We start from the raw sequence: 23800 nt of genomic DNA, 5'->3' as shown, positions 1-23800 counted from the left end.
GGCAAATGACGGAAAACATCCAGAGCACAGAGTTCGACCCCGAGTTCGACACCACCTGGGAAGAGGAAGAACTCTCCACCGGTGACTTCGAACGCGTCGAGCGCGCGGCATTGCGCCGCGTCGCGGGGCTGTCCACCGAGCTCGAGGACGTCACCGAGGTCGAGTACCGCCAGCTTCGCCTGGAGCGGGTCGTGCTCGTCGGGGTGTGGACCGAGGGCACGGCAGCGGACTCCGACGCGTCGATGGCCGAGCTCGCGCGCCTCGCCGAGACCGCCGGCTCCGAGGTGCTCGAAGGCGTGGTGCAGCGCCGTGACAAGCCGGACGCGGCGACGTACATCGGCTCCGGCAAGGTCTCGGAGCTGCGGGACGTCGTGCAGTCGACCGGCGCGGACACGGTGATCTGCGACGGTGAGCTCTCGCCCGGCCAGCTGCGTCAGCTGGAGGAGAAGCTCAAGGTCAAGGTCATCGACCGCACCGCGCTCATCCTGGACATCTTCGCGCAGCACGCGCAGTCCAAGGAGGGCAAGGCGCAGGTCGAGCTGGCCCAGCTGCAGTACCTGATGCCGCGACTGCGCGGTTGGGGTGAGTCGCTGTCGAGGCAGGCCGGCGGTCGTGCCGGTGGCGGCAACGGCGGCGTGGGTCTGCGCGGTCCCGGTGAGACCAAGATCGAGACCGACCGCCGACGGATCCGCGCGCGCATCGCCAAACTGCGCCGCGAGATCGCCGCGATCGGCGTCGTCCGCGAGACCAAGCGGGGCCGCCGCACGGCGAACGAGATCCCGAGCATCGCGATCGCGGGCTACACCAACGCGGGCAAGTCGTCGCTGCTCAACGCGCTGACGGGCGCCGGTGTACTGGTGGAGGACGCGCTGTTCGCCACCCTCGACCCGACGACGCGCCGCGCGCTGACGCCCGATGGCCTGCCGTACACGCTGACGGACACGGTCGGCTTCGTCCGGCACCTGCCGCACCAGCTGGTCGAGGCGTTCCGCTCCACGCTGGAGGAGGTCGGCCAGTCCGACCTGCTCGTGCACGTGGTCGACGGTTCCGACGGCATGCCGGAGAAGCAGGTCAAGGCCGTGCGGGAGGTCCTCGCCGAGATCAACGACGAGTCCGGCACGCCGATGCCGCGTGAGCTGCTCGTCGTGAACAAGATCGACGCCGTGGGCGACCTGGGCATGGCCCGGCTGCGGCACCTGTTCCCGGACGCCGAGTTCGTGTCGGCGCACTCGGGCCTCGGCATCGAGGAGCTGCGGGTCCGCATCGCCGAGCTGATGCCACGTCCTGAGGTCGTGGTCGAGGCCCTCGTGCCGTACGCGCGCGGCGAGGTCGTCGCCCGCGTGCACCGCGACGGCGAGGTGCTGTCCGAGAAGCACACGGAGTCGGGCACTCTGCTCAACGCCCGTGTGCGTCCGGACCTCGCCGGCGTGCTCGAGGAGTTCGCGACGAACGGGACGCCTGCTTGATCCTCCCGCCTCCACCGGTGGACGTGTGCCCGGTAGCCATGCAGGAGCTCTCCGGGCTCACGTCCGACGGCAAGCAGTTCTTCGCCGTCAGCGACAGCGACAACGGGACGCTGCGCATCCAGGTCATGGGCCGAGACTGCGTGGTGACACGCACGATCACCGCGCCCGTCGACCCGTACGACGTCGAGGACCTGGCGATGACGCCGGACGGCACCCTCTGGGCGTCCGACACCGGCGACAACGGCAAGTCCCGCTCCACGGTCGCCCTGCACAAGGTCTCGCCTTCGGGCGCCGTGGAGCGGTTCCGCGTCACCTACCCGGACGGCAAGCACGACGCCGAGGCGCTGCTCATCGACAAGTCCGGAACGCCGTACATCATCACCAAGGAACCTCTCGGTTCCGCGCTGGTATATCGCCCGACGGCCCCGCTCCGAACTGATATATCGGTGCCGTTGGAGCAGGTCACCCGCGTGTCGCTGTCGTCGACGGACACGCCCGGCGGCCCGTTGGAAGGCACCCTCGACTCGCGCCTGGTGACCGGAGCGGCCTCCATGGCCGACGGCTCCGTCATCGCCCTGCGCACCTACACCGACGCGTACCTCTACCCGGTCCCCGACGGTGACGTCGTCAAGGCCCTGTCCGGCGACCCGGTCCGCGTCCCGCTGCCGAACGAGCCCCAGGGCGAGGCCATCGCCTTCGACCCGGACGGCACCCTGCTCTCCGCCTCCGAAGGTGCGGGCACCCCGATCCGCGCCGTCGCGGGCGCCGCGGCCCTGGCCCAGCCACCACCGCCGACGGCCACGACGCCACCAGCGGCCGCCGACCAGCCGGAGGCCGCGCCGTCGGACTCGTCAGGCGGCGCGTGGCAGAACTGGCCCCTGGCACTGAGCCTGGGCGGCATCGTGCTCGTCGTCGCCCTGGTCATCGGCCTGCGCTTCCGCCGCCGTGCCTAATTCTGGGGCCTGATATCCGATATATCAGTCCCAGGCGACGGGCATCCGCTCCAGCCCGCCGATCACCAGGCTCGCCCGGTGCGGCAGCTCGTCCTCGGCGACGGCGAGCCGCAACTTCGGGAACCGAGTGAACAGCCCGGGATAGGCGATCTTCAACTCGATCCGCGCCAGGTGCTGCCCGATGCACTGGTGGATGCCGTGCCCGAACGCGAGATGCCCCGCCGTACCCCGAGCCAGGTCCAGGACATCCGGGTCGGCGTAGCGAGCCGGATCCCGGTTCGCCGACCCCAGCTCGACGAACACGGTGTCTCCCGCACGCACGACGACACCCTCGATCTCGGCGTCCTCGACCGCGGTCCGCGCCGTAGCGGGCGTCAGACTGATATATCGCAGCAGCTCCTCGACGGCCGCCCCCGGATCAGCGAGCATCGCCTCCACCCGAGCCGGCTCGCGCAGCAGTTCCAGCGTCCCGAGCGACAACATGTTGGTGGTCGTGTCGAGCCCGCCGCCGAGCAACGCCATGCCCATCGTGGCCATCTCGTCGTCGCTCAGGTCGTGGTCCGCGTTGACCAGATCGCTGAGCACGTCGTCAGTCGGCCGCGCCCGCTTGGCCGCGACCATCTCCAGCATGAACAACTGAAGCCGTTCGAACGCGGCGAACATCGCGGCAGCCTCGTCGGCCTCCGCGCCGCTGGCCCCGGTCAGCAGCATCGCGTCCTGCTGGAACTCCGTCCGCCGCTCGTACGGAACCCCGAGCAGCTCGCAGATCATCAGCCCGGGCACGGGCACCGCGAAGTGCTCGACCAGGTCGGCCGGCGACCCCTGCGCGGCCAGCGAGTCGAGGTGCTCGCCCGTGATCACCTCGAGCCGCTCGGCGAGCAGCCGCATCCGCCGCACCGTGAACTGACCGGTCAGCCTGCTCCGGTACCGCGTGTGGTCCGGCGGGTCGTGATCGGTGAACGCACCGGGCGGCGACGGCGGCGCGTCCCCAGGGCTGCCCGGCCCGAACGGGTTGTGCATCAGATCCGGCCGGATGCTGAACCGGCCGTCCGCGAGCACCGCGCGGACAGTCGCGTGGTCGTGCGCCCGCCAACCGGCGTGCCCGTCCGGGAACGTCATCGGACTCAGTGGCATTGCTCCCCCTTTGCAACGAGTTCGTTTCCCCTCCCCGCAAGCTAAAAACGTTTGCGGACGAAGTCAAAAGACTCATTGCAATGGCTTGAAGCGCAAGGCACCATGGGGTTGTGCCTGGTAAGCGGCTAGACGAAGAAGAACGGCAGCTCATCGCCCAGTTCCTCTGGGACGGGCTGGGGTACTCCGAGATCGGCAGGCGGTTGCAAAGGCCTGCCTCGACGATCCAGCGCGAAGTCGCCCGCAACGGTGGCCACAACAGCTACCGGCCGGGCGCCGCGCACCGTGCGGCGAGCGAGCGGGCGATGCGCCGGATGCCCTCCGTCGACGACCTCGACATCGACGAGGAGGCGTACTCGTTCGACCGCAGTCCGGTGAAGGTGCAGGAGTTTCACCTGAGGCTGCTCGCGGTCTTCCGCCAGACCGGACTGTCGCGCACAGCGGCGCGGATCCTCGCCGAGATCTTCATGACCGACAAGGGCAGCCTGACCGCGACCGAACTGGTGCTGCGGCTGTCGGTCAGCCCGGCGACGGTCTCGCGGTCGACGGCCTACCTGCAGGAGATCGACCTGCTGCACAGCGAACGCGACGGCAAACGCGTGCGCTACTACCTGGGCGACGACCTCTGGTACCGGGCGTGGCTTTCCAGCGGGCAGCGCAACGCGACCTGGGCGGACACCGGACTGGACGGTGCCGAGATCTTCGGTCTCGACACGCCGGTCGGTGCCCGCCTCAAGGACATGGGGCAGTTCTTCGCGTTCGTCGTCGTGGACATGGACGCCACGCGCGAGAAGTGGCTCGACTTCTTCGACAAGAAGAAGCGGGCCCGCGGAGAAGTTACGGGAGACGCCTGAGCACGGTCACGACCTTGCCCAGGATGGTGGCCTCGTCGCCGTTGATCGGCTGGTAGGCCGGGTTGTGCGGCATCAGCCACACGTGGCCGTCCTTGCGCTTGAACGTCTTCACGGTCGCCTCGCCGTCGATCATGGCGGCGACGATCTCACCCTGGTCGGCCGTGGGCTGCTTGCGGATCACGACCCAGTCGCCGTCGGTGATCGCGGCGTCGACCATCGAGTCACCGACGACGCGCAGCAGGAACAGCTCACCCTCGCCGACGATCTCACGCGGCAGCGGGAACACGTCCTCGATCGACTCCTCGGCCAGGATCGGGCCACCGGCAGCGATCCGGCCGAGCATCGGCACGTACGCGGGCGTCGGCTTGGACATCGGGTCGAGACCGGCGTCGATCTCGTTGGGCAGCATCCCGACCGCGCGCGGGCGGTTCGGGTCGCGGCGCAGGAAGCCCTTCCGCTCCAGCGCGCGCAACTGGTACGCGACGGACGAGGTCGACGTGAGGCCCACGGCCTCGCCGATCTCGCGCACGCTCGGCGGGTAGCCGAAACGGTCGACCCAATCGCGGATCACGTCGAGCACCTTGCGCTGACGCAGAGTCAGGCCGGCGTTCCCCGCGATCTCGTTCATCTGTGTCTCCACAAGAGCGGGATCCGGGTCGATCGTCTTGCCTGCCACGGTCGCTGTCCTCCTCGCCGCCCCCAGTTCGAATGGGATTCCGGCCTCCGTCGATCTTCGTGCTCGACGGTAGTCGTGTTTGCTGCACAGATCAAACACCTGTTCGAGGTATTTGGGCGCGTGTTGTGGCGTTCGAAGAGCGGGTCTGGTAGAAATTCGCACGGACGTTCGATCGAACCCCTGTTCGATCAAGGTGTTTGACCTGCGATGGAGGTCGTGATGGCGGTGCTCGTCGAGAAGCGGTTGCGCGTTGTCGAGGACGCGGATGTCGCAGCGGGACGTCCACTCCGTTCGGGGCCCAGGGTCATGCCGCGCCGCCCGGCGACGAGGCCGCATCCGGTCGTGGTGCCTGCCAGGCGCGAGTCCAGCTCGTGCGAGGTCCGGCCGAAGCGCGAGTCGCTGTTCGAACTCGTCGCCGTCGGTGTCCTGAGCGCTCTGACGGTCGTCGCGCTCGGTGTGCTCTACCTACAGCAGGCGGGGGTCACCCCGTAGGCCTGCCCCTACATCTTGTGTTTCGGTGCCCGCCGTGACGTGAACGCTCCGTCACCGGCGGGCTTTTTTGCGTAATCGCCGCTGATCGGCGCAACGTTCCCCCGTTCGAGTGGTGTGTCGAGTTGCGTCCGCGTCGGTTGCGATCTAGGTTCTACCCCTACATCTAGTGGTTGCACCGTTGTAAGTAGTCCACAGGTTGTGGGTAACCCGACCAGTGAGGCTGCTGCGATGGGTGCTGCGCGGGGGAAGGGGTGAGGTGGCGTGCGGTGTCCGTTCTGCCGCCATTCGGACTCGCGGGTGGTCGACTCCCGCGAGGTCGACGAGGGTCAGGTGATCCGTCGTCGGCGCTCCTGCAACAGCTGCAGCCGCAGGTTCACCACGGTCGAAGAAGCGGTTCTCGCCGTGGTCAAGCGCTCCGGCGTGACGGAACCTTTCAGCCGCGACAAGGTCGTCGTGGGCGTGCGCAGGGCGTGCCAGGGCCGCCCGGTCGACGAGGACGCGTTCCAGGTGCTGGCACAGCAGGTGGAAGAGTCGATCCGGTCGACGGGGTGCGCGGAAATCGCCAGCCATGAGGTGGGGCTCGCCATTCTCGGCCCCCTGCGTGAGCTCGACGAGGTCGCTTATCTGCGCTTCGCGAGCGTTTACAGGTCCTTCTCGTCCGTCGAGGACTTCGAGAAGGAAATTCTTGATCTTCGCACTGCGAGAGCCGAGGAAGCACCGGCCGAGCAGTGATCCGCGCGCACCAAAGCGCGTGAGGCAACCATCTTTTCCAAGCACCTGCACTAGGGAGATCCACCGTGACCGAGACCGTCGGCGGCTCAGCCAAGAAGACAGCCGCACGGGCGGCTGCGAAGCCTGCCGCGCTCAAGATCCAGCGCGTCTACACCACCGAAGGCAGCCACCCCTATGACGAGGTCACGTGGGAGCGCCGCGACGTCGTCATGACGAACTGGCGCGACGGCTCGGTGAACTTCGAGCAGCGCGGTGTCGAGTTCCCCGCCTCCTGGTCGGTGAACGCCACCAACATCGTCACCAGCAAGTACTTTCGCGGGGCCGTCGGCAGCGAGGTGCGCGAGCAGTCGCTGCGCCAGCTGATCGACCGCGTCGTGAAGACCTACGTGGGCGCCGGCAAGGACCACGGCTACTTCACCGGCGAGCAGGACGCAGAGATCTTCGAGCACGAGCTCACCTACATGCTCCTGCACCAGGTGTTCAGCTTCAACTCGCCGGTGTGGTTCAACGTCGGCACGAGCTCGCCGCAGCAGGTCAGCGCGTGCTTCATCCTCGCGGTCGACGACACCATGGAGTCGATCCTCAACTGGTACCGCGAGGAGGGCCTGATCTTCAAGGGCGGCTCCGGTGCCGGCCTGAACCTCTCGCGCATCCGTTCGTCGAAGGAGCTGCTGTCCTCCGGCGGCACCGCGTCGGGCCCGGTGTCGTTCATGCGTGGCGCCGACGCGTCCGCGGGCACCATCAAGTCCGGTGGCGCCACCCGCCGCGCGGCCAAGATGGTCGTCCTCGACGTCGACCACCCGGACGTCGTCGAGTTCATCGAGACCAAGGCGCGTGAAGAGGACAAGATCCGCGCGCTGCGCGACGCCGGGTTCGACATGGACCTCGGCGGCGCGGACATCGTGTCGGTGCAGTACCAGAACGCGAACAACTCGATCCGCGTGTCGGACGAGTTCATGCACGCCTACGAGTCCGGCAACGACTTCGGCCTGCGCGGCCGTCAGACCGGCGAGGTCATCGAGCGCGTCGACGCCAAGGAACTGTTCGGCAAGCTCGCCAAGGCAGCCTGGGAGTGCGCCGACCCCGGCATCCAGTACGACGACACGATCAACGACTGGCACACCTGCCCCGAGTCGGGCCGCATCACCGCGTCCAACCCGTGTTCCGAGTACATGCACCTCGACAACTCGAGCTGCAACCTCGCGTCGCTGAACCTCATGAAGTTCCTCGGTGACGACGGCCGCTTCGACGCCGTCACGTTCGCCAAGGCCGTCGAGCTGATCATCACCGCGATGGACATCTCGATCTGCTTCGCGGACTTCCCGACCGAGCCGATCGCGGACACCACCCGCAAGTTCCGCCAGCTCGGCATCGGCTACGCCAACCTCGGCGCACTGCTGATGGCGACCGGCCACGCGTACGACTCCGAGGGCGGCCGCGCGCTTGCCGCGACCATCACCTCGCTGATGACCGGTGTCTCGTACCGCCGTTCCGCCGAGCTCGCGGGCATGGTCGGCGCGTACGACGGCTACAAGCGCAACGCCACGGCTCACCAGCGCGTCATGCGCAAGCACGCTGCCGCGAACGACCTGATCCGCACCTACAGCGCGAACGACTCGGCCACGCACAAGGTCGCGACCGAGGCGTGGCAGCAGGCGCTGGAGATCGGCGGGAAGAACGGCTGGCGCAACGCCCAGGCGTCCGTGCTGGCCCCCACCGGCACCATCGGCCTGATGATGGACTGCGACACCACCGGTATCGAGCCGGACCTGGCCCTGGTCAAGTTCAAGAAGCTCGTCGGCGGCGGCTCCATGCAGATCGTCAACCAGACGGTGCCGCGCGCCCTCAAGGCCCTCGGTTACCTGGACGAGCAGGTCGAGGCGATCGTCGAGTTCATCGGCGAGCACGGCCACGTCGTGGACGCGCCGGGCCTGCGCCGCGAGCACTACGAGGTCTTCGACTGCGCCATGGGCGAGCGTTCCATCGCGCCCATGGGCCACGTGCGGATGATGGCGGCCACTCAGCCGTTCCTGTCCGGCGCGATCTCCAAGACCGTCAACATGCCGGAGACGGCGACGATCGCGGACGTCGAGGAGATCTACTACCAGGGCTGGAAGCTCGGCCTGAAGGCGCTCGCGATCTACCGCGACAACTGCAAGGTCGGCCAGCCGCTGTCCGCGGGCAAGGGCGCCAAGGCGACCGAGGAGAAGAAGGCTTCGGACACGGTGGTCGAGTACCGCCCGGTCCGCAAGCGCCTGCCGAAGAAGCGCCCGTCGCAGACCGTGTCGTTCACGGTCGGTGGCGCCGAGGGCTACCTGCACGCCGGCTCCTACCCGGACAACGGCCTCGGCGAGATCTTCGTCAAGCTGGGCAAGCAGGGCTCCACGCTCGCCGGCGTGATGGACGCGTTCTCCATGTCCATCTCGGTGGGCCTGCAGTACGGCATCCCGCTCGAGTTCTACGTCTCGAAGTTCCAGAACCTGCGCTTCGAGCCGGCGGGCATGACCGACGACCCGGACGTCCGCATCGCGACGTCGGTGCTGGACTACCTGTTCCGCCGCCTGGCGCTGGACTACCTGTCCTACGACAAGCGCGCGCAGCTCGGCATCTTCACCGCCGACGAGCGTTCGGCACAGGTCGCGGGCGAGTACGGCGGCCCGGCGACGTCCGATGTGGACCTCGAGGGTCTGCGCGGATCGGTGGAGGCCGCTCCGAAGCAGGTCGACGCCGCCGTCGAGTCCGCTCCCAAGCAGGTCGGCAGCTCGACCGAGCTGCTGGAACTGCACCTGGGCAAGGCCGCGGACGCGCCGCTGTGCATGACGTGTGGCACGAAGATGCGTCCGGCCGGCTCCTGCTACCTGTGCGAGGGCTGCGGCAGCACCTCCGGCTGCAGCTGATCCAGCTGAAGTAGCGTGATCGAAGCCGGGGCGACCGTGGTCGTCCCGGCTTCGGCACGAACGGGGGCGTGGTGGACACCGAACGGCTGTTGGCGGGGTATCTGGTGCTCTCGCGCACTGCCTGGCAGGACTGGCAGGACGCGGGACTGCCGAGCGGTCCACTGATCTCGATGAGCGGCTGCGTCACGGACCTGGTGCCGGCGATGCGGGACGGCTGGGACGACTGGTTCGACGACCCGGTCTCGGCCGGACGGGCACGCACCCGCGAGGAGCTGCGCGTGCTCGCCGTGGGCTTCGCCGCCGCTGACGCACCGGCCCTGCTCCAGGACATGGTCATGCGCCCGGAGCACGGTGGGGTGGCGGCACGCCTGGCGCGCGGCGAGGTCTTTCCCGCCGAGCACTCCGGTCCTGTGCGGGGTTTCGAACTGGTCGGACACGACCACGGCATCTGGCACACCTGGACCTGCCTCGACGGCCTCGTCGACGACGTCGGTCAGGCGACAGGCGTGCGGCCGGGAGCCTGGGGACTGATCGAGGACGAGCAGCAGGCGCGCCGGGCCGCCGAGTGGCTCACGGAATCCGGCCTCGGCGACCCGAAGGTCGACCTGTGGGCGGCCGCCCTGGTGGTCGACGTGACCGACGAGGGGAGCGGCGTCACGGCAGCGTGATGCCGTGACGGTCCGCCAGCTTCTTCTCGATCTCCGCGATCACGCACGCGATCGTCGACGGGTTGAGCCGCCCCTCCCCGAAACGCACCACGGTCCGCGCGAACTCGTCCGCCGCGAGCGCCCGGCACTCGGCGTTCAGCGAACGGTGGTTGATCGCGGCCTCCTTGAAGCACTCCAGCGGCTTGCGGCCGAAGATGACCTCGAACTCCTCCCAGCCCCGCAGCGTCCAGTACGTGTCGAACGACGACACGGAGGTCGCGCGCAGCCACCGCCACAGGTACTGCGGGTCCTGGTGGCTCGGCGACTCGCTGACGCACCGCCCGCACAGCAGCACGACGTTGTCCGTGGTGCGACTGCCACCCATCGACGCGGGAACTACGAGGTGTTGCTCCAGTGAGGACCTGTAACCGCAGCGCCAGCACCGTTCGTGAGCAGTGCTCCAGTCGATGACGAGGTCGACCTCGTGCTCGACCCAGTACGCGACGATCTGCCGGTTGCTGGTGCTCATGTGATCCTTCCCCAGTCGTTGCCTCCCCTGTCGGTCGTCAAGGCGATTCCGTTTCGCCCACCCGCAACTGATAGAACATCTCGCATTAAGGGGGAGAGATGCCTTCGTTCGACGACTTACGCCGGTACCTGCTCGGTCAGCTCAACGCCGCTGTCCGGCGACCCGGCATGTACGGCGGTGAGGCGGTGATCCTCACCCTGCTCGACGCGCTGGCGTTCGCCGACGACCGCACGGACCGGTGGCAGACCGAGCTCGAGGCGTTGGTCAAGCGCGGTGCGGCGAACGCGGCGATGGTCAGCGGCGCCGTGCACGAGGCGCTTGGACACCGCAGCGAGGACGTCATGGCGTCGGTGTACGCGGATCTCGCGCACCGGCAGGGCTGGCTGAGCCTCGACGCCGACAGCCGCATCCCCGGGGTGCTGGGGGAGCGGGACTGCCTGCTCGACGACGTGATCGCCGAGTACGGCGAGCCGCCGTTGTGGCTGGGCGGCACGAATCCCAAGTACTCGAAGACGCTCGGCTACCCGGACCGGTCGGGGTCGCTGGTGTTCTTCCACTTCATGCCGGAGATGCGGTTGATGGCGACGAGGCGCGGCGAAGGAGGCTTCCGCGACAGCTTCGTCTTCACACCTGCCGGGCTGTCGCGATGAACTCGGTGAGCGCCGGTGTCTGCCGGTGCCTCCGGAGCTTCCGCAGGTCCGAAATCAAGTGACCAGCCCAGGCCAAACCGGTAAAATCGCAGGTGATGCGCATAGTTCTGCACACTCGTGCGCGCCTGGACCTCGCATACGCCTCGCTCGACGGGCTCTCCGTCGGCGACGCTCTGGGCGCTCAGTTCTTCATGGTCGGCCGCTCGTTGCCCGACCTCGTGGCCGGCAAGCCGCCACGGGGCCCGTGGGAGTGGACCGACGACACCGAAATGGCCTGCAACCTCGTCGCCGAGCTCCGTGATCACGGTGACGTCGACCAGACCCGGCTCGCGGCGACGTTCGCCGACCGCTGCGAGCCCTACCGCGGTTACGGCGCGGGAGCCTTCACCATCCTGCGCAAGATTCGCCAAGGCACGCCGTGGAAAGAGGCGGCCTCCAGCGCGTTCGACGGCCAGGGTTCGTGCGGCAACGGTGCCGCGATGCGGATCGCACCACTGGGCGCCTACTTCGCCGACGATCCCGAAACCGTTACGGCGCAAGCGATCCGCGCGAGCGAGGTGACGCACCAGCACCCGGAGGGCGTCATGGGCGGCCTCGCGGTGGCCCACGCGGCCGCCGTTGCGGCCAGAGCCCGGCTGACGGGCGTGCCCCCGCGAGACCTGCTCGGGACGGTCCTCGACCACCTCGAGGACTCGTTCGTGCGCAAGGGGATCGACAAGGCGCGCGGGATCAGCGACGCCGAGGAGGCCGCGTACGTCCTCGGCAACGGCTCGCGCGTGACGGCGCAGGACACGGTTCCGTTCACGCTCTGGGTCGCGGCCCACCACCTCGGCGACTACCGCGCCGCCATCACGGCATGCGTACGGGCCGGTGGTGACGTCGACACCACGGCCGCGATCGCCGGCGGCGTCATCGGGAGCCCGCCGGAGGAGTGGCGGCAGGCTCGCGAGCCCCTCCCTGACTGGGTGAGTCGCTCTGAGCAGGACTTGTGAACCCGGTGACGTGATTTATTCATCACGTGTTGAGTTTTTGGCTGAACGCTCGTAACCTCCTCTTCAGGCGGAACCTGGAGGGGTAACCATGGCGCTCACCATCGGCTTCAAGTCCATCGACGGCACGATGCTCGCCATGGTGGGCGGCAAGGCCGCGAACCTCGGTGAGCTCACCAGCGCCGGCCTGCCGGTGCCGCAGGGCTTCTGCGTCACCACGGACGCCTACCGCGCCGTCGCGCGGGCCGACGAACTGGCCGGCACCACTCCGGAGAACGCCCGCCGGACGTTGCTGGACACCGCTGTGCCGCAGGAGATCCGGGACGCGATCGTCGCCGAGTACCGCAAGCTCGGCGACGACACGCCGGTCGCCGTGAGATCCAGCGCCACGGCCGAGGACCTCCCGTTCGCGAGCTTCGCGGGCCAGCAGGACACGTTCCTCAACGTCGTCGGCGAGGACGCGGTGGTCGACGCCGTCCGCCGGTGCTGGGCGTCGCTGTGGACGGACCGCGCGGTCAGCTACCGCGAGACGAACGGCATCGACCACACCACCACCTACCTGGCCGTTGTCGTGCAACGGATGGTGCAGTCCGCAGTGTCCGGCGTGATGTTCACGGCCAACCCCGTCACCGGCAAGCGCGACCAGATCGTCATCGACGCGAGCCCCGGCCTCGGCGAGGCGGTCGTGTCCGGCGCGGTCAACCCCGACCACTTCGTCGTCGACGGCCGCGAGATCGTCGAGAAGCGACTGGGGGACAAGAAGTTCGTCATCCGCTCGCTACCAGGCGGCGGCACCGAGCACGTCGAGGTCGGCGAGAGCGACGACCAGTGCCTCACCGACGGCCAGATCCACGCGCTCGCCGTCCTCGGCCGCAAGGTGCAGCAGCACTACGGATCGCCGCAGGACACCGAGTGGGCGATCGACGACGAGGGCGAGCTGCACCTCACACAGGCGCGGCCGATCACGACGCTGTTCCCGTTGCCGGACAACGCGGACGGCAACGCACACGTCTACTTCTGCTTCAGCCTCGCACAAGGTCTCGAACGCCCGATCACACCGATGGGACGTGCGGTGTTCCGGGAGATCTCCAAGGCCGCGCTCGAGATCGTCATCGGCGACCCGAAGAGCAAGTCCTATGTGGAGAGCGGCGAGCGAATCTTCTTCGACGTCACCAAGGTGTTGCAGAGCAAGGTGGGCCGCGAGTTCATCACGCGCCTGCTCGGCGTCATGGAGGCGCGTTCCTCCGAGGTGCTGCGAGGCTTGTTCGACGACCCGAGGTTCGCGATCAGGACGTCCTCGCCGACGCCCGCGGTGAAACGCGTGCTCAGGCTCGCCCGCCGGTTCCGCCTGCCGGTGACAGCGGTGAAAGCGCTGGTGAATCCCGAGAAAGCCGTGCGCACCGCGTTGCTGATGGAACGCGAGGTGCTGGAGAAGGCCGCGGGCCTTTCGATCGAGCAGGCGCTGCAGCAGTGCACCGTGCCGGTGCTGCCCAGGCTCGCGCCCACCGCGCTGATCGGGTTCGCGATGCTCGGCCTCGTCGGCAAGGTCGTGAAGACCAAGCCGGGGGAACTGCAAACCGTCCTGCGCGGCCTGCCCAACAACATCACCACCGAGATGGACATGGCGATGTGGGATCTGGCGCAGGAGATCCGCCACGATCCCGAGGCGCTGCGGCAGTTCCGCAACGGCGAACGCCCCGCCGCGCTCGACCGCTTCCTCGCGCGGTGGGGTCACCGCGCCGTCGCCGAGATCGACCTCGGCCTGCCCCGGTGGTCCGACGACCCGGCGCACGTCATCGGCGTCGTCAAGAACTTCCTGCGCCTCGAAGACGGCCAGGCCCACCCCGACGCGGTCTTCGCGCGGGGCGCCGCCGAAGCCGAGGCGATGATCGAGACGCTGGCCGGACGGGCCTGGGGACGTGGCTGGTTCGTGCGCTTCGCGTTGCGCCGCACCAGGTTGCTCGCCGGTCTGCGGGAGTACCCGAAGTACCTGATCATCACGTTGTTCGGCGCGCTGCGGAAGCGCGTCGCCGAGATCGGAGCCGAGCTCGTCGCGGCCGGCCGCCTCGACGTCCGTGACGACGTGTTCTTCCTGAACTTCGAGGAAATCCGCTCTGCGCAAGGAGATCTGCGCGCGCTGGTGGCTGAGCGCCGTGAGGTCTACGACCGTGAGATGCGACGCAGGCACATCCCGCGCGTGCTGCTGTCGGACGGCACGGAACCCGAAGCGGTGCACCACGGCGGCCCGGTGGAGGGCGACCTCGTCGGCACCCCGGCGTCGGCGGGCACGATCACCGGCATCGCGCGCGTCGTCATGGACCCGGTCGGCGCGCACCTCGAACCCGGCGAGATCCTCGTGGCGCCGTCGACGGATCCGGGGTGGACGCCGCTGTTCCTGACGGCGGGCGGCCTCGTGATGGAGATGGGCGGGGGCGAACTCCCACGGCGCGGTCGTGGCGCGTGAGTACGGCATTCCGGCGGTCGTGGGCGTGCGTCAGGCCGTGACGCGGATCAAGACCGGCGAGCGCATCACCGTCGACGGCAGCACCGGCGCGGTCACCACGCTGGAACCGCCTGTTGACATCTCGTGACGCCCTCCGGACGCGTAATGTCGGGATTGTGGCTGAGTCCAAAGGTGAGCTGAACAAGGTCCAGCAGGGCATCGCCGACTACCTGCTGCGCGCCGGCGTCGACGGCTTCGGCCCGTTCAAGAGCGCCCGCGAGTCCGCGTCCGAGGCGCTCGCCAAGAAGGGCGACGAGACCGACGCGATCAAGCACCTCATCCGCAAGCACGTCGCGCTGGCAGGCGCGCAGGGCTTCGTCACGAACCTCGGTGGCCTGATCACACTGCCGGTCTCGCTGCCGTCCAACATCGCGGCCACGTACGTCATCCAGACGCACCTCATCGCGTCCATCGCGTCGTTGCGCGGCCACGACGTGGACAGCGAGGAGGTGCAGATGGCCATCCTGCTGTGCCTGCTCGGGAATGCCGGAACCGAACTGTTCAAAAAGGTCGGCATCAAGCAGTTCACCAAGAAGGCCGCGTCCGCACTCATTACAAAATACGGTACAAAGAAACTCGGTACCGTCGCGGCGAAGGGTGTTCCGCTGCTGGGCGGCGTCATCGGGGGTGGCGTCGACGCCGCCTCTACCAGGGCGGTCGGAGCATTCGCAAATCGCTACTTCACTCACACGGACGTATTGCCGAAGGTCATCGACGGTGAAGTGCTGTCCGTGGAGATCGAGGAAGCGGGCGGAACGGCCGATTCGCGCTAACTCAGCCTGTCCAGCGCGGAGCTGAACGCGTCCGGCGGGATGAGCACGCCGCCGCTGAACGGGTTCTGCAACTGGTAGATCGCGAACAGCAGCAGGACCAGCGTCGAGCTCAGCGTGATCGTGATCAGCAGCTGCGACGTCAGGGTCGGGCCGCGGAACAGGTACGGGAACAGCAGCGAGAGCCCGGTGCCGATCAGCAGGGCGAGCCACACGACAGGGTTGACCCCGTTGTCCGCCGCGTCCAGCCGTTCCTGCCTGGCCTGGTAGACCTCCCACAGCTGGTTCGCCGCCTCGGCCTTGCGGTCCTCCTGCCAGCCGCCGTCCGGCGCCGCCGTCGAGATCGTGTCCTTGAGCTGGTTCAACGTGGTCCAGCCCTGGTTGCCGACCTCCTCGCCGTCGCGCATGCGCGGCCACTCGTCGTCGACGACGGTCGACACGTAGTCGCGGATCAGCTGGTCGACCTTCGTCTTGGCGGGCTCCGGCAGCGAGTCCGAGGACCAGTTCACGGCGACGAGCGCGTTCGCCTCCTTCTGCACCTGTTCCTCGGCGCCGTTGGCCGAGTCGAACAGGGAGATGAGGATGAACGCGGCGAGCACCGCGTGCAGGCCGGCGACGATGCTGAACACCGAACCGCCCGCGCCGAGGTTCTTCTCGCCCACTTCCTCCGAGCCGAACCGGCGGGTGATGACGACGAGAACGGCGGAGATGGCGGCGGCACCGAGAACCCAGAGCGTGCCAGTGAGGTAAATGCTCAATTCGGCTCCTTTCTTGGTGTGGGATTAGACCACGGTCTACTGTGACCGGTACAGCACGGTGGGGTTGACGAGTAATGGTCAGGTGGGAATGCGCGGCAACAGCGAAAATACCCGGTTGTCGTATTGGGCTACTCCATACCGGTGGCGGCGTGATTCGCTCATGTTGAGCGCGGTCTCGTCGCTATTGGTGCTTTCCACGCCGTTCACCAGCGCTGTTGCTCAGGCGGCGGCACCGAACTGTGACGCTTATCAAGTGCGTTCATCCCATCGTGGCGACTTCTCGATGTTCACGAAAGTGGACGTTTCATCCGGTGGGGTGACGGAAGTGGCCCGCCTGGACTACGCGCTGAACGCACTGGGGTACTCGGCGACGCTGGGCCGTCTGGTCGGTCTCACCTCGAAGGGCCATCGCTGGTGGAAGAACCCGTCGCACGTCGTGCTGATCGACACCAAGGGCGTGGTCAACGACCTCGGACCCGTTGACGCGCACTGGTTCCGCACCGACGACGTCTCGGCGGGCGCGGTCGTCGGCACCACGTTCTACGTGCGCGACAACGCGCGGCTGCACGCCATCGACATCGATCCGGACAGCCCGTCGTACCTCAAGATCGTGCGCACCGTCGTGCTGGGCTGGCCCGCCCTCACACTCGACGACTTCACCGTCGCCCCGGCGACCGGGAAGCTGACCGGGGTGTCGGCCGCGGGCGGGGGACCGAGCGAGGTCGTGACGTTCGACCCGGTGTCCGGCCGGGTGCTGGGCAAGACGGAGATCGCCGGCCTGCCCGGCAAGTCCACGTACGGCGCCGTGCTGATCGACTCGGCCGGCACCGTCTACGCCATCAACAACGGCTACAAGGGCCACAGCCGCTTCTACCGCATCACCGGCGGCACGGCGGAGGAACTCTCGGCCGGTCCGCAGATGGGCATGATCGACGCGGCGGGCTGCCTGCCGACCCCGATGCCGCCGCGCGTCGAACCTCCCGCGCCCCGCCCCGAAGTACCGCCGCCCCCACCGCCTCAGGCCCCGCCCGCCCCGACCACGACGGCGCCGCCGGTACCCGTCCCGGTCGTACGGCAGCCCGCGGTCGTCACGCCGCCACCGCCTCCCGCCCCGCAGCAGCAGCCGGTGCCGGTGCGTGCCGCGCGCCAGAAACCCGAGCTGCGCAAGGACCTCCCGCTCGACCCCGAGACGACACCGATGACCAAGTCCCGCAAGTGGGCGATGGTCACCGTCATCCTCGTGATGCTCGGCGCCGGCGCGGCCGCCGCTCGAACCCGCGGTTAATTCGGTTGGCACGAGGCGACGGCGTCGCTAGCGTTGCGGGCATGCTGTACATCTGATGAAGCCTGCGGCGCTCTCGGCGCTGCCCTCGCGACCTCGACGTCGCGCGCTTTCTCGGTGACCCATGCGCGGGTCCATCTCTCACGGCCGTCTTTCGCCGTACCCTTGCACGCCCTCTTCGCGAGGAGGCTTTCGCATGCCCGACACCAGCCAACCCCAGCCCGAAGCGCACCCCGAAGCGCACCCCGAATCTCACGCCGAGCCGGTCAACCGTGCCGCGCGACGTGCGCAGAAGCGGGGCAAGCAGGACCAGAACACGCACTTCCAGCTGCCGCAGCAGCGGGTGCCGGTGGTCCAGCCGCGTCAGTTCGCGACCCGTCGCCGCGGAGGAACCGCGTAGCCGACGCCGAACCAGGCGCGACACCAGCAGGGGACGTGGCCGATCGGCTACGTCCCCTGCTCCCTTCGTGGGCTCGATCTCCCGTTCTGTCCGAATCCGATCTAGCCTGAGTTGCTACCGGACCGACAGGATCGGAGGCGCCAGATGAGGATCGCTGACGTTTTGCGCACCAAGGGATCGGCGGTCGCGACAATCGCCCCGGACGTCCCAGTGTCCGAACTGCTGAGAGCGCTCGCCGAACACAACGTCGGCGCGATCGTCGTCGTCGGCTCTTCCGGCGTGGCGGGGATCGTGTCGGAGCGCGACGTGGTGCGCCGACTGCACGAAGTGGGCGTTGACCTGCTGTCTTCTCCCGTGTCGGCGATCATGACCGCCGATGTCTTCACCTGTTCGCCGTCGGACACGGTGGACAGCCTCACGGTCGTGATGACCGAACGGCGCTTCCGGCACGTGCCCGTGCTGTCCGACGGGCAACTGGTCGGGATCGTCAGCATCGGCGACGTGGTGAAGAGCCGGATCGGCCAGCTCGAACAATCGCACGACCAGTTGCAGGCCTACATCGCCCAGGGCTGACCGGCACCGGGACTACTCACTTCGCCGGATCGGGTGAAACCTTCACCTGACCGGCCCGGCTCGTCCCAGAACCGGTGGGGGCCGCACCACGGTCCATGGCCGCGTCCATCTCGACGGGGCCATCGACGATCGACCGCACCTGCGCTGTCGTCGGCTCGAACGACACGCTGCTTCTTGTGGACACCGACACCACCGAGGCACGCACCAAGCGGTGCTCGCCTCGGTGGCGTCGGTGTGCCCGTTGACCGGGTCCTCGCGGGCGTGCCCTCAGCGACCTGGCCGCCAGAGCGATCTACCTCTAAGCGCTGGCTTCGTCTTGCTCGCCACTGCAGGTCACCCACACAGGCCGTTCGCATCGCGGGGGAGTAGCGCTTCGAGCCGTGGCGAGACGCGGAACGCGACGGACTCCACGCCCCTGGTCAGACATGACAGAGCTTCACAGTGACCTCGTCACGCACGCTGGCCAACCAATATATTGCCTGTCGCGCCCTCTCTGACCTGCTGCTTAGCAATGAGTCTTTGGACTTCGACGTCCAAAGACTCATTGCTAAACCAGGTTTCACGTTTAGACGGCCCGGTCGATGCCAGGCGGTTCGGGCACGTTCTTGGTCTTGGTCCCCGACGGCATCGCCCACATGAAGGCGCGCATCATCGCGTACTGGAACCTCAGGCCGGCGCCGACATCGCCGGACTCCACGACCTGCTTGAGCGCGGCGAGGATGCCCTTCCAGGTCGTGTCGACCTTGTCGAGCCGCTTGACGCCCTCGGGCCAACCGGAGTTGCGCAGCGTTACCCGCGTGCCGCCGTCGACCTCTTCGAGCTCCCACGAGACGACGGTCCACGGATCGTCGCGCATGGTGAGGCGTTGCGTGTGGGAGAGCAGCCGGGGCGGATCGACCTCGACGACGCGGCCGACGACGAAGACCCGCTTGCCATCGGTCGACCGGTAGTACAGCGGCGCGCCCGGTTCGAGCGCGGAGTCGAGCACCGCGTCCATCATGGCGCGCTGCTTGCCGTCGAGTTTGGTGATCTCCGCCCACACCTTCTCGATGGGCGCGGCGATCACGATGCTGTGCAACAGCTCGGTGCCGGGTTCAGCCAACGTCCTCATCCTCCTGTTGGGCGCTCTCGACCGTGAGCTTCAAGCCGACCAGCGCCTCTGCCCAGTTCTGCTCGTAGTGCGCGACCCACCGCTGATGGATCTGCTGGATGGGCACGGGATTCAGGTGGTTGACCCGCTTCCGGCCCCGCGGCTCAACGAGGACCAGATCGGCCTCGCGGAGCACACCGAGGTGCTGCATGACGACATGCCGGCTGGTCTCCAACTCCTCGACCAGTTCGCCCGTGGTGCGCGGACCCTTGCGGAGGACGTCGAGAATCGCGCGCCTCAGGGGGTTCGCGAGGGCGCGCCAGATGGCGTCGTCATCATGTGGCAACTTCATTACGTAAGGTTTTTAACACCTGTCGACGGATGTGTCGAGCAGCTGCTGCGTGACCTCATGGCCTATAGGTTCGAATCATGCTGCACGACGTCGCTGACGCCACGCACCGATATATTAGTTTGCTCGCCGCTGACCAGCACGAACACGCGATACGCGAGGTCACCGACGACGACCTGAGGCACCGCTGGGCGTATACACCCGGTACACGTCCCGGACTCGCCTTGGGCGAGCTGCGGAGAGACCAGCGCAAAGCAGTGCACGGCATGCTCGCGACCGTGCTAAGTCCACACGCCTACGCACAAGCCGCCGCGGTGATGGCGTTGGAAGACGTGCTCGACCACCGCGAAGGCGGACACCGTGATCGGCACAGCGGCGACTTCTCGACGGTGCTCTTCGGTACGCCAGGTGGTGACGCCCCCTGGGGCTGGCGCGTCGAAGGACACCACCTGTCGGTGAATGTCGTCATCGCCGACAGCCGTGTCTCGGCCACACCGTTCTTCCTGGGGGCGAACCCGGCCCGCGTCATCTATCGCGGCCGCGTCGTGGGCCAGCCCCTACGTCTCGAAGAGGAACTGGCCCGCGAACTCCTGGACCGCATGGGCCCGACCGCCCGTCGCCTGGCCGTCGTCTCGGACACCGCTCCTCAAGACATTCGCACAGGGAACTTGCCGAGGATCAGCCCGTCGGAACCGGTGGGCGTGACGCCGGCCCAGCTCGGCAAACCCGCGGCGGAGCTGCTTGTCGACATCGTCCGCTTCTACCTCGACCGGCTCTCCTACGAACTGGCCGACGAGGAGTTCGCCCAGATCGACCCGGAACGCCTGCACTTCTCCTGGGAAGGCTCGCTGCGTCGGGGCGAAGGCCACTACTACCGCGTGCAGGGCCCCGAACTGCTCATCGAGTACGACAACACGGCCAACGAGGCAAACCACGTCCACACGGTCTGGCGTCGCCATTCAGGTGACTTCGGCGACGACCTGCTCGCCGCCCACTACGACGAGTCACGGCACACTGTCGTCCGTGGAGTGGCCCAGAACGGTTGACGACGCCGTCGCGATGCAAGAGCGCCTGCGCACCCAGGTGATCACTACAAGTGCGCCTGACCTGCGCATAGACACCGTCGCAGGTCTGGACGTCGGCTACCGTAGCAATGACACGGTTGCGGGCGTCTGCGTGGTGTTCGATGCAAAGACGCTGTTTGTCCTCGATGAGGTCATCGTCGAGGACACGACGGACTTCCCGTACATCCCCGGGCTCTTCGCGTTCCGCGAGATGCCGGTCCTGCTGCGTGCCCTCGATCAGGTGACCGTCGCGCCGGACCTGTTGGTCGCGGACGGTCAGGGCCTCGCACACCCGCGCCGGTTCGGCTTAGCGTGTCATCTCGGGGTGCACACAGGCATCCCGAGCATCGGCGTCGCGAAGAACGCGATGGGCACGTTCGAGCAGCCCGGCCATGCCCGCGGATCGATGAGCGACCTCGTCATGGACAGCGACGACGGCGACGAGGTCGTCGGCCGCGCCCTGCGAACGCAGGACGGCGTGAAACCCGTCTTCGTGTCGGTCGGCCACAAGGTCGACCTGGACCGGGCGTGCGCCGAAGTGCTGCGCCTGGCCCCGCGCTACCGGCTGCCCGAGACGACCCGCCGCGCCGACACGCTCACTCGGCAGGTTGCTTCGTCGGGGTGAAGCTGAGCAGCACGAGCAGGATCGCGCCGCAGACCAGCGCGATGTCCGCGACGTTGCCGACGAACCAGCCGTTGTAGTCGAGGAAGTCGACGACGTGCCCACGTGCGAAGCCCGGCGGCCTGAACAACCGGTCGAGCAGGTGCGTCGTCGCGCCGCCCAGCATCAACGCGAGCGCGGCCGCCCGCAGCTTCGTCTGCGGCTGCATGCCGTACCGCGCGAGCAGCACGACGGCGACGGCCGCGACGATGGTGAAGATCCACGTCGACCCCGCGCCGATCGAGAACGCGGCACCGGGGTTGTAGAGGAGCCTGAACTGCAGGAACTCCCCGATCACGGGAATGGGCGCGCGGCCGGTCAGCGCGCTCTCGGCCCAGAACTTCGTGGCCTGGTCCAGCAGCAGCACGAGCACGGCGATGCCCATGACGAGTGGCACGCGGCGAGAGGTGGTGGTGTCCATTTGCGGACGAGCGTAGTTAAGAACCCCACCACTCGGCATCAGACCCTGGTCACTCTCTGAACGCGTCGACGTCGTCAACGTCGATCGCCGCGTGAAACTCCTCCTCCAGCGTGGCTGACCGCTCGTCCGTGTCGTAGTCGACGCAGATGCGCCACCGACTGTCCGCGCGTCGCGAATATGTGTGGAAGCGGCCATAGAACGTGCGCCCGTCGCCATCCGCACGCGTCGACACGAGCTGGAAGATGCCGCGCTCGCTCGCGACGTCGTCACTCGCGATGCGCTCGACAAACCGGAACGACACGCTCACCGAGCTGCCGCGATCAGCGAGCTCGGCGAACCACTTCTCCGTCTGGTCCGCGTACTCGGAGAACCCGGACACCTGCTTCGCCGGCCCGCCCGCGCGCAGCAACTCCGGCGAGTACAGGCTTAGGAACGCCGCCGAGTCGAGCCGAGCGTAGGCATGCCGGAACGGGTGCCAGACGTCGTCGTTGAGCTGCCGCAACAGGTCGGTGTCCACGACCTCAGAAGTTAGCGCGGAAGACACCGGACAGGAGCGGATGTGCGTCGACGATCTTCCGCGCGATGGTCACGGAGTCAACTAGCGGATGCAGCGCCAACGCTTTCACAGCATGCGCACGCTCACCGCTGATGGCCGCCTTGATGGTGGCGCGTTCGACGACCTTGAGCGCGGTGACGAGTCCGACACCCTCGTCCGGCACCTGGCTGACCGAGACGGGCCGCGCGCCGTTCGCGTCGACAAGGCTCGGCACCTCGACGATGGCGTCCGCGTCGAGACACGCCAACGTCGTCCTGTTCGGCACGTTGAGGATCAAGGTGGCTCGCTTGTCGGACGCGATGGCGTGCATCAGGTCGAGGGCCACCCGCTCGTAGCCGCCGCCGTCGAGGTCGTCGTTGTCGCGTTCGTCGGTGCGGGTCTCGGCCATGTACGTCTGCTCGCGCTCGAGACGGGTACGTTCCCAGCTGTCCCACGAAGGCGCCGCGTAGAACTTCTTCTGCTGCTCCAGCAGGAACGCCCCCCGTGACGCGCCGGACGCCACCGCCTCACGCGTGAAGTAGTAGTAGTGCAGGTACTCGTTCGGAATCGCGCCCAACGTCCGCAGCCACTCCGAGCCGAAGAGCTTGCCCTCCTCGAACGACTCGAGCCGCCCGGTGTCCGCGAGCAGGTCCGGCAGCACATCACGCCCACGCACGTAGACGCCCCGCAGCCAGCCGAGGTGGTTGAGACCGGCGTAGTCGAGCCATGCGTCCTCGAGATCGGCGCCGACCGCCCGCACGACCCGCTTGCCGAGCCCGACGGGGGAGTCGCAGATGCCGATGACGCGACTACCGAGGTGCGCCGACATCGCCTCCGTGACCATGCCGGCCGGATTGGTGAAGTTGATGACCCACGCGTCCGGAGCGTTCACCGATATACGGCGTGCGATGTCGAGCGCGACGGGCACGGTACGCAGGCCGTATGCGACTCCGCCGGCGCCGACTGTCTCCTGCCCGAGCACACCGCAGCCCGCCGCGACGCTCTCGTCGGCCGCGCGCCCGTCGAGCCCGCCGACGCGGATCGCGGAGAACACGAAGTCCGCGCCTCGCAACGCCCCGTCGAGGTCCGTCGACGTCGTCACCACCGGCGCGTCCGGCACATCAGTCGCGAGTTCGGCGAGAACGCCGCCGATCGCGGAGAGCCGCGCGGCGTCCAGGTCGTGCAGCACGACCTCGGTCACGCGGCCAGGAGAGCGGTCGGCGAGCAGCGCGCGATAGACGAGAGGTACGCGGAAACCGCCGCCGCCCAGGATGACCAGCTTCATGCCTCGACCACGTCCATTCCGGCTCTTCCGCGTCATCGACCGTTTCGTCGAATCCTACATTTCCACGTGCGGTCGACGGCGAATCAGCGGAGG

General features: G+C 67.9%; 27 protein-coding genes. 17 read left to right on the top strand and 10 right to left on the bottom strand.

Going from position 1 to position 23800, the window contains the following annotated elements; translation table 11 throughout:
* Positions 1-5: 5 nt before the first annotated feature.
* Positions 6-1466, top strand: a complete 1461-nt coding sequence (gene hflX / locus PV646_RS43325) for a GTPase HflX (RefSeq protein ID WP_500348845.1) — start codon at positions 6-8, stop codon at positions 1464-1466.
* Positions 1463-2419, top strand: a complete 957-nt coding sequence (locus PV646_RS43320; RefSeq protein ID WP_500348844.1) for an SdiA-regulated/phytase-like domain-containing protein — start codon at positions 1463-1465, stop codon at positions 2417-2419. Before hflX ends, PV646_RS43320 begins: the two co-directional genes overlap by 4 nt.
* 24 nt (positions 2420-2443) lie before the next feature.
* Here PV646_RS43320 and PV646_RS43315 read toward each other — a convergent pair whose 3' ends face one another.
* Positions 2444-3553 (bottom strand): cytochrome P450, encoded by a 1110-nt coding sequence (locus tag PV646_RS43315; RefSeq protein WP_500348843.1) that lies wholly within the window; start codon positions 3551-3553, stop codon positions 2444-2446.
* 110 nt (positions 3554-3663) lie between these two features.
* On the opposite strand from PV646_RS43315, the gene PV646_RS43310 reads away from it, so the two are divergent.
* The gene (locus PV646_RS43310; protein ID WP_500348842.1) at positions 3664-4404 is read left to right on the top strand and encodes a GbsR/MarR family transcriptional regulator; all 741 of its coding nucleotides are present in this window, start codon (positions 3664-3666) and stop codon (positions 4402-4404) included.
* Here the strand turns inward: PV646_RS43310 and lexA are convergent.
* On the bottom strand, positions 4388-5032 hold the full coding sequence (lexA, locus tag PV646_RS43305; RefSeq protein WP_500348987.1) for a transcriptional repressor LexA: 645 nt from the start codon (positions 5030-5032) through the stop codon (positions 4388-4390). The two genes, PV646_RS43310 and lexA, sit on opposite strands and share 17 nt — an antisense overlap.
* 255 nt (positions 5033-5287) lie before the next feature.
* Between lexA and PV646_RS43300 the strand changes: the two genes are divergently transcribed.
* The 4 genes from PV646_RS43300 to PV646_RS43285 all read left to right on the top strand — a co-directional run bounded on the left by PV646_RS43300 (position 5288) and on the right by PV646_RS43285 (position 9869).
* Entirely contained in the window at positions 5288-5572 is a 285-nt protein-coding gene (locus PV646_RS43300; protein ID WP_452254443.1) for a hypothetical protein, read from the top strand.
* A gap of 261 nt (positions 5573-5833) precedes the next feature.
* Positions 5834-6304, top strand: coding sequence for a transcriptional regulator NrdR (nrdR, locus tag PV646_RS43295; RefSeq protein ID WP_089924179.1), 471 nt, complete (start codon positions 5834-5836; stop codon positions 6302-6304).
* 65 nt (positions 6305-6369) lie between these two features.
* Positions 6370-9201, top strand: a complete 2832-nt coding sequence (locus PV646_RS43290) for a vitamin B12-dependent ribonucleotide reductase (RefSeq protein ID WP_500348840.1) — start codon at positions 6370-6372, stop codon at positions 9199-9201.
* A 68-nt stretch (positions 9202-9269) separates the two neighbouring features.
* On the top strand, positions 9270-9869 hold the full coding sequence (locus PV646_RS43285) for a hypothetical protein (RefSeq protein ID WP_500348838.1): 600 nt from the start codon (positions 9270-9272) through the stop codon (positions 9867-9869).
* On the opposite strand, the gene PV646_RS43280 is transcribed toward PV646_RS43285, so the two are convergent.
* Complete coding sequence (locus PV646_RS43280; protein ID WP_500348837.1) at positions 9856-10377, bottom strand: HNH endonuclease; 522 nt, start codon at positions 10375-10377, stop codon at positions 9856-9858. The two genes, PV646_RS43285 and PV646_RS43280, sit on opposite strands and share 14 nt — an antisense overlap.
* 98 nt (positions 10378-10475) lie before the next feature.
* Between PV646_RS43280 and PV646_RS43275 the strand changes: the two genes are divergently transcribed.
* The 5 genes from PV646_RS43275 to PV646_RS43255 all read left to right on the top strand — a co-directional run bounded on the left by PV646_RS43275 (position 10476) and on the right by PV646_RS43255 (position 15292).
* Positions 10476-11027, top strand: coding sequence for a hypothetical protein (locus PV646_RS43275; RefSeq protein WP_500348836.1), 552 nt, complete (start codon positions 10476-10478; stop codon positions 11025-11027).
* Positions 11028-11122: 95 nt separating this feature from the next.
* Positions 11123-12019 carry an ADP-ribosylglycohydrolase family protein gene (locus PV646_RS43270; RefSeq protein ID WP_500348834.1) on the top strand — a complete coding sequence of 299 codons (897 nt, stop codon included), beginning with the start codon at positions 11123-11125 and terminating at the stop codon, positions 12017-12019.
* Between the two features lie 88 nt (positions 12020-12107).
* Positions 12108-14480 carry a PEP/pyruvate-binding domain-containing protein gene (locus tag PV646_RS43265; RefSeq protein ID WP_500348833.1) on the top strand — a complete coding sequence of 791 codons (2373 nt, stop codon included), beginning with the start codon at positions 12108-12110 and terminating at the stop codon, positions 14478-14480.
* Positions 14470-14607 (top strand): PEP-utilizing enzyme, encoded by a 138-nt coding sequence (locus PV646_RS43260; protein WP_500348832.1) that lies wholly within the window; start codon positions 14470-14472, stop codon positions 14605-14607. The genes PV646_RS43265 and PV646_RS43260 overlap by 11 nt, the downstream gene beginning before the upstream one ends.
* The gene (locus PV646_RS43255; protein ID WP_500348830.1) at positions 14594-15292 is read left to right on the top strand and encodes an EcsC family protein; all 699 of its coding nucleotides are present in this window, start codon (positions 14594-14596) and stop codon (positions 15290-15292) included. Before PV646_RS43260 ends, PV646_RS43255 begins: the two co-directional genes overlap by 14 nt.
* Here the strand turns inward: PV646_RS43255 and PV646_RS43250 are convergent.
* A complete protein-coding gene (locus PV646_RS43250) occupies positions 15289-16047 on the bottom strand; it encodes a bestrophin-like domain (protein WP_500348828.1) in 759 nt (252 codons plus the stop codon). The genes PV646_RS43255 and PV646_RS43250 overlap by 4 nt on opposite strands.
* 316 nt (positions 16048-16363) lie before the next feature.
* Here PV646_RS43250 and PV646_RS43245 point away from each other — a divergent pair, with 316 nt between their 5' ends.
* The 3 genes from PV646_RS43245 (at position 16364) to PV646_RS43235 (ending at position 18302) form a co-directional block, all read left to right on the top strand.
* Positions 16364-17332 (top strand): DUF6923 family protein, encoded by a 969-nt coding sequence (locus tag PV646_RS43245; protein ID WP_500348826.1) that lies wholly within the window; start codon positions 16364-16366, stop codon positions 17330-17332.
* Positions 17333-17525: 193 nt separating this feature from the next.
* Complete coding sequence (locus PV646_RS43240; RefSeq protein ID WP_500348824.1) at positions 17526-17729, top strand: hypothetical protein; 204 nt, start codon at positions 17526-17528, stop codon at positions 17727-17729.
* 144 nt (positions 17730-17873) lie between these two features.
* Entirely contained in the window at positions 17874-18302 is a 429-nt protein-coding gene (locus tag PV646_RS43235; RefSeq protein ID WP_500348822.1) for a CBS domain-containing protein, read from the top strand.
* 16 nt (positions 18303-18318) lie between these two features.
* Here PV646_RS43235 and PV646_RS43230 read toward each other — a convergent pair whose 3' ends face one another.
* The 3 genes from PV646_RS43230 to PV646_RS43220 form a co-directional block, all read right to left on the bottom strand.
* Positions 18319-18486: a hypothetical protein gene (locus PV646_RS43230; RefSeq protein WP_500348820.1), complete on the bottom strand. Its 168-nt coding sequence runs from the start codon at positions 18484-18486 to the stop codon at positions 18319-18321.
* Positions 18487-18867: 381 nt separating this feature from the next.
* Positions 18868-19404, bottom strand: a complete 537-nt coding sequence (locus PV646_RS43225; protein ID WP_500348818.1) for an SRPBCC domain-containing protein — start codon at positions 19402-19404, stop codon at positions 18868-18870.
* On the bottom strand, positions 19397-19744 hold the full coding sequence (locus PV646_RS43220) for an ArsR/SmtB family transcription factor (RefSeq protein ID WP_500348816.1): 348 nt from the start codon (positions 19742-19744) through the stop codon (positions 19397-19399). Before PV646_RS43220 ends, PV646_RS43225 begins: the two co-directional genes overlap by 8 nt.
* A 77-nt stretch (positions 19745-19821) precedes the next feature.
* On the opposite strand from PV646_RS43220, the gene PV646_RS43215 reads away from it, so the two are divergent.
* Together PV646_RS43215 and PV646_RS43210 are read left to right on the top strand one after the other, a co-directional pair.
* Positions 19822-20787, top strand: a complete 966-nt coding sequence (locus tag PV646_RS43215; RefSeq protein ID WP_500348814.1) for a DUF3500 domain-containing protein — start codon at positions 19822-19824, stop codon at positions 20785-20787.
* Complete coding sequence (locus PV646_RS43210) at positions 20765-21430, top strand: endonuclease V (protein WP_500348813.1); 666 nt, start codon at positions 20765-20767, stop codon at positions 21428-21430. Before PV646_RS43215 ends, PV646_RS43210 begins: the two co-directional genes overlap by 23 nt.
* On the opposite strand, the gene lspA is transcribed toward PV646_RS43210, so the two are convergent.
* The 3 genes from lspA to PV646_RS43195 are packed head-to-tail and all read right to left on the bottom strand — an operon-like array spanning position 21402 to position 23707.
* Positions 21402-21887, bottom strand: coding sequence for a signal peptidase II (lspA, locus tag PV646_RS43205; RefSeq protein ID WP_500348812.1), 486 nt, complete (start codon positions 21885-21887; stop codon positions 21402-21404). The genes PV646_RS43210 and lspA overlap by 29 nt on opposite strands.
* 49 nt (positions 21888-21936) lie before the next feature.
* Positions 21937-22404 carry a YybH family protein gene (locus PV646_RS43200; RefSeq protein WP_500348810.1) on the bottom strand — a complete coding sequence of 156 codons (468 nt, stop codon included), beginning with the start codon at positions 22402-22404 and terminating at the stop codon, positions 21937-21939.
* 4 nt (positions 22405-22408) lie between these two features.
* The gene (locus PV646_RS43195) at positions 22409-23707 is read right to left on the bottom strand and encodes a 6-phospho-beta-glucosidase (protein ID WP_500348809.1); all 1299 of its coding nucleotides are present in this window, start codon (positions 23705-23707) and stop codon (positions 22409-22411) included.
* Positions 23708-23800: the final 93 nt, after the last annotated feature.

This window comes from Streptomyces sp. ID05-26A (assembly GCF_033794685.1).
In the GTDB taxonomy this organism is placed as follows: Bacteria; Actinomycetota; Actinomycetes; order Mycobacteriales; family Pseudonocardiaceae; genus Lentzea.
This window is presented reverse-complemented; position numbering and strand designations above follow the sequence as displayed.

Excerpts from the sequence above, each read along its gene's own strand:
- hflX (WP_500348845.1), top strand. The coding sequence starts at position 6 with ATGACGGAAAACATCCAGAGCACAGAGTTCGACCCCGAGTTCGACACC.
- PV646_RS43315 (WP_500348843.1), bottom strand. The coding sequence starts at position 3,553 with ATGCCACTGAGTCCGATGACGTTCCCGGACGGGCACGCCGGTTGGCGG.
- lexA (WP_500348987.1), bottom strand. The coding sequence starts at position 5,032 with ATGAACGAGATCGCGGGGAACGCCGGCCTGACTCTGCGTCAGCGCAAG.
- PV646_RS43300 (WP_452254443.1), top strand. The coding sequence starts at position 5,288 with ATGGAGGTCGTGATGGCGGTGCTCGTCGAGAAGCGGTTGCGCGTTGTC.
- PV646_RS43280 (WP_500348837.1), bottom strand. The coding sequence starts at position 10,377 with ATGAGCACCAGCAACCGGCAGATCGTCGCGTACTGGGTCGAGCACGAG.
- PV646_RS43275 (WP_500348836.1), top strand. The coding sequence starts at position 10,476 with ATGCCTTCGTTCGACGACTTACGCCGGTACCTGCTCGGTCAGCTCAAC.
- PV646_RS43270 (WP_500348834.1), top strand. The coding sequence starts at position 11,123 with ATGCGCATAGTTCTGCACACTCGTGCGCGCCTGGACCTCGCATACGCC.
- PV646_RS43265 (WP_500348833.1), top strand. The coding sequence starts at position 12,108 with ATGGCGCTCACCATCGGCTTCAAGTCCATCGACGGCACGATGCTCGCC.
- PV646_RS43240 (WP_500348824.1), top strand. The coding sequence starts at position 17,526 with ATGCCCGACACCAGCCAACCCCAGCCCGAAGCGCACCCCGAAGCGCAC.
- PV646_RS43235 (WP_500348822.1), top strand. The coding sequence starts at position 17,874 with ATGAGGATCGCTGACGTTTTGCGCACCAAGGGATCGGCGGTCGCGACA.
- PV646_RS43220 (WP_500348816.1), bottom strand. The coding sequence starts at position 19,744 with ATGAAGTTGCCACATGATGACGACGCCATCTGGCGCGCCCTCGCGAAC.
- PV646_RS43215 (WP_500348814.1), top strand. The coding sequence starts at position 19,822 with ATGCTGCACGACGTCGCTGACGCCACGCACCGATATATTAGTTTGCTC.
- lspA (WP_500348812.1), bottom strand. The coding sequence starts at position 21,887 with ATGGACACCACCACCTCTCGCCGCGTGCCACTCGTCATGGGCATCGCC.
- PV646_RS43195 (WP_500348809.1), bottom strand. The coding sequence starts at position 23,707 with ATGAAGCTGGTCATCCTGGGCGGCGGCGGTTTCCGCGTACCTCTCGTC.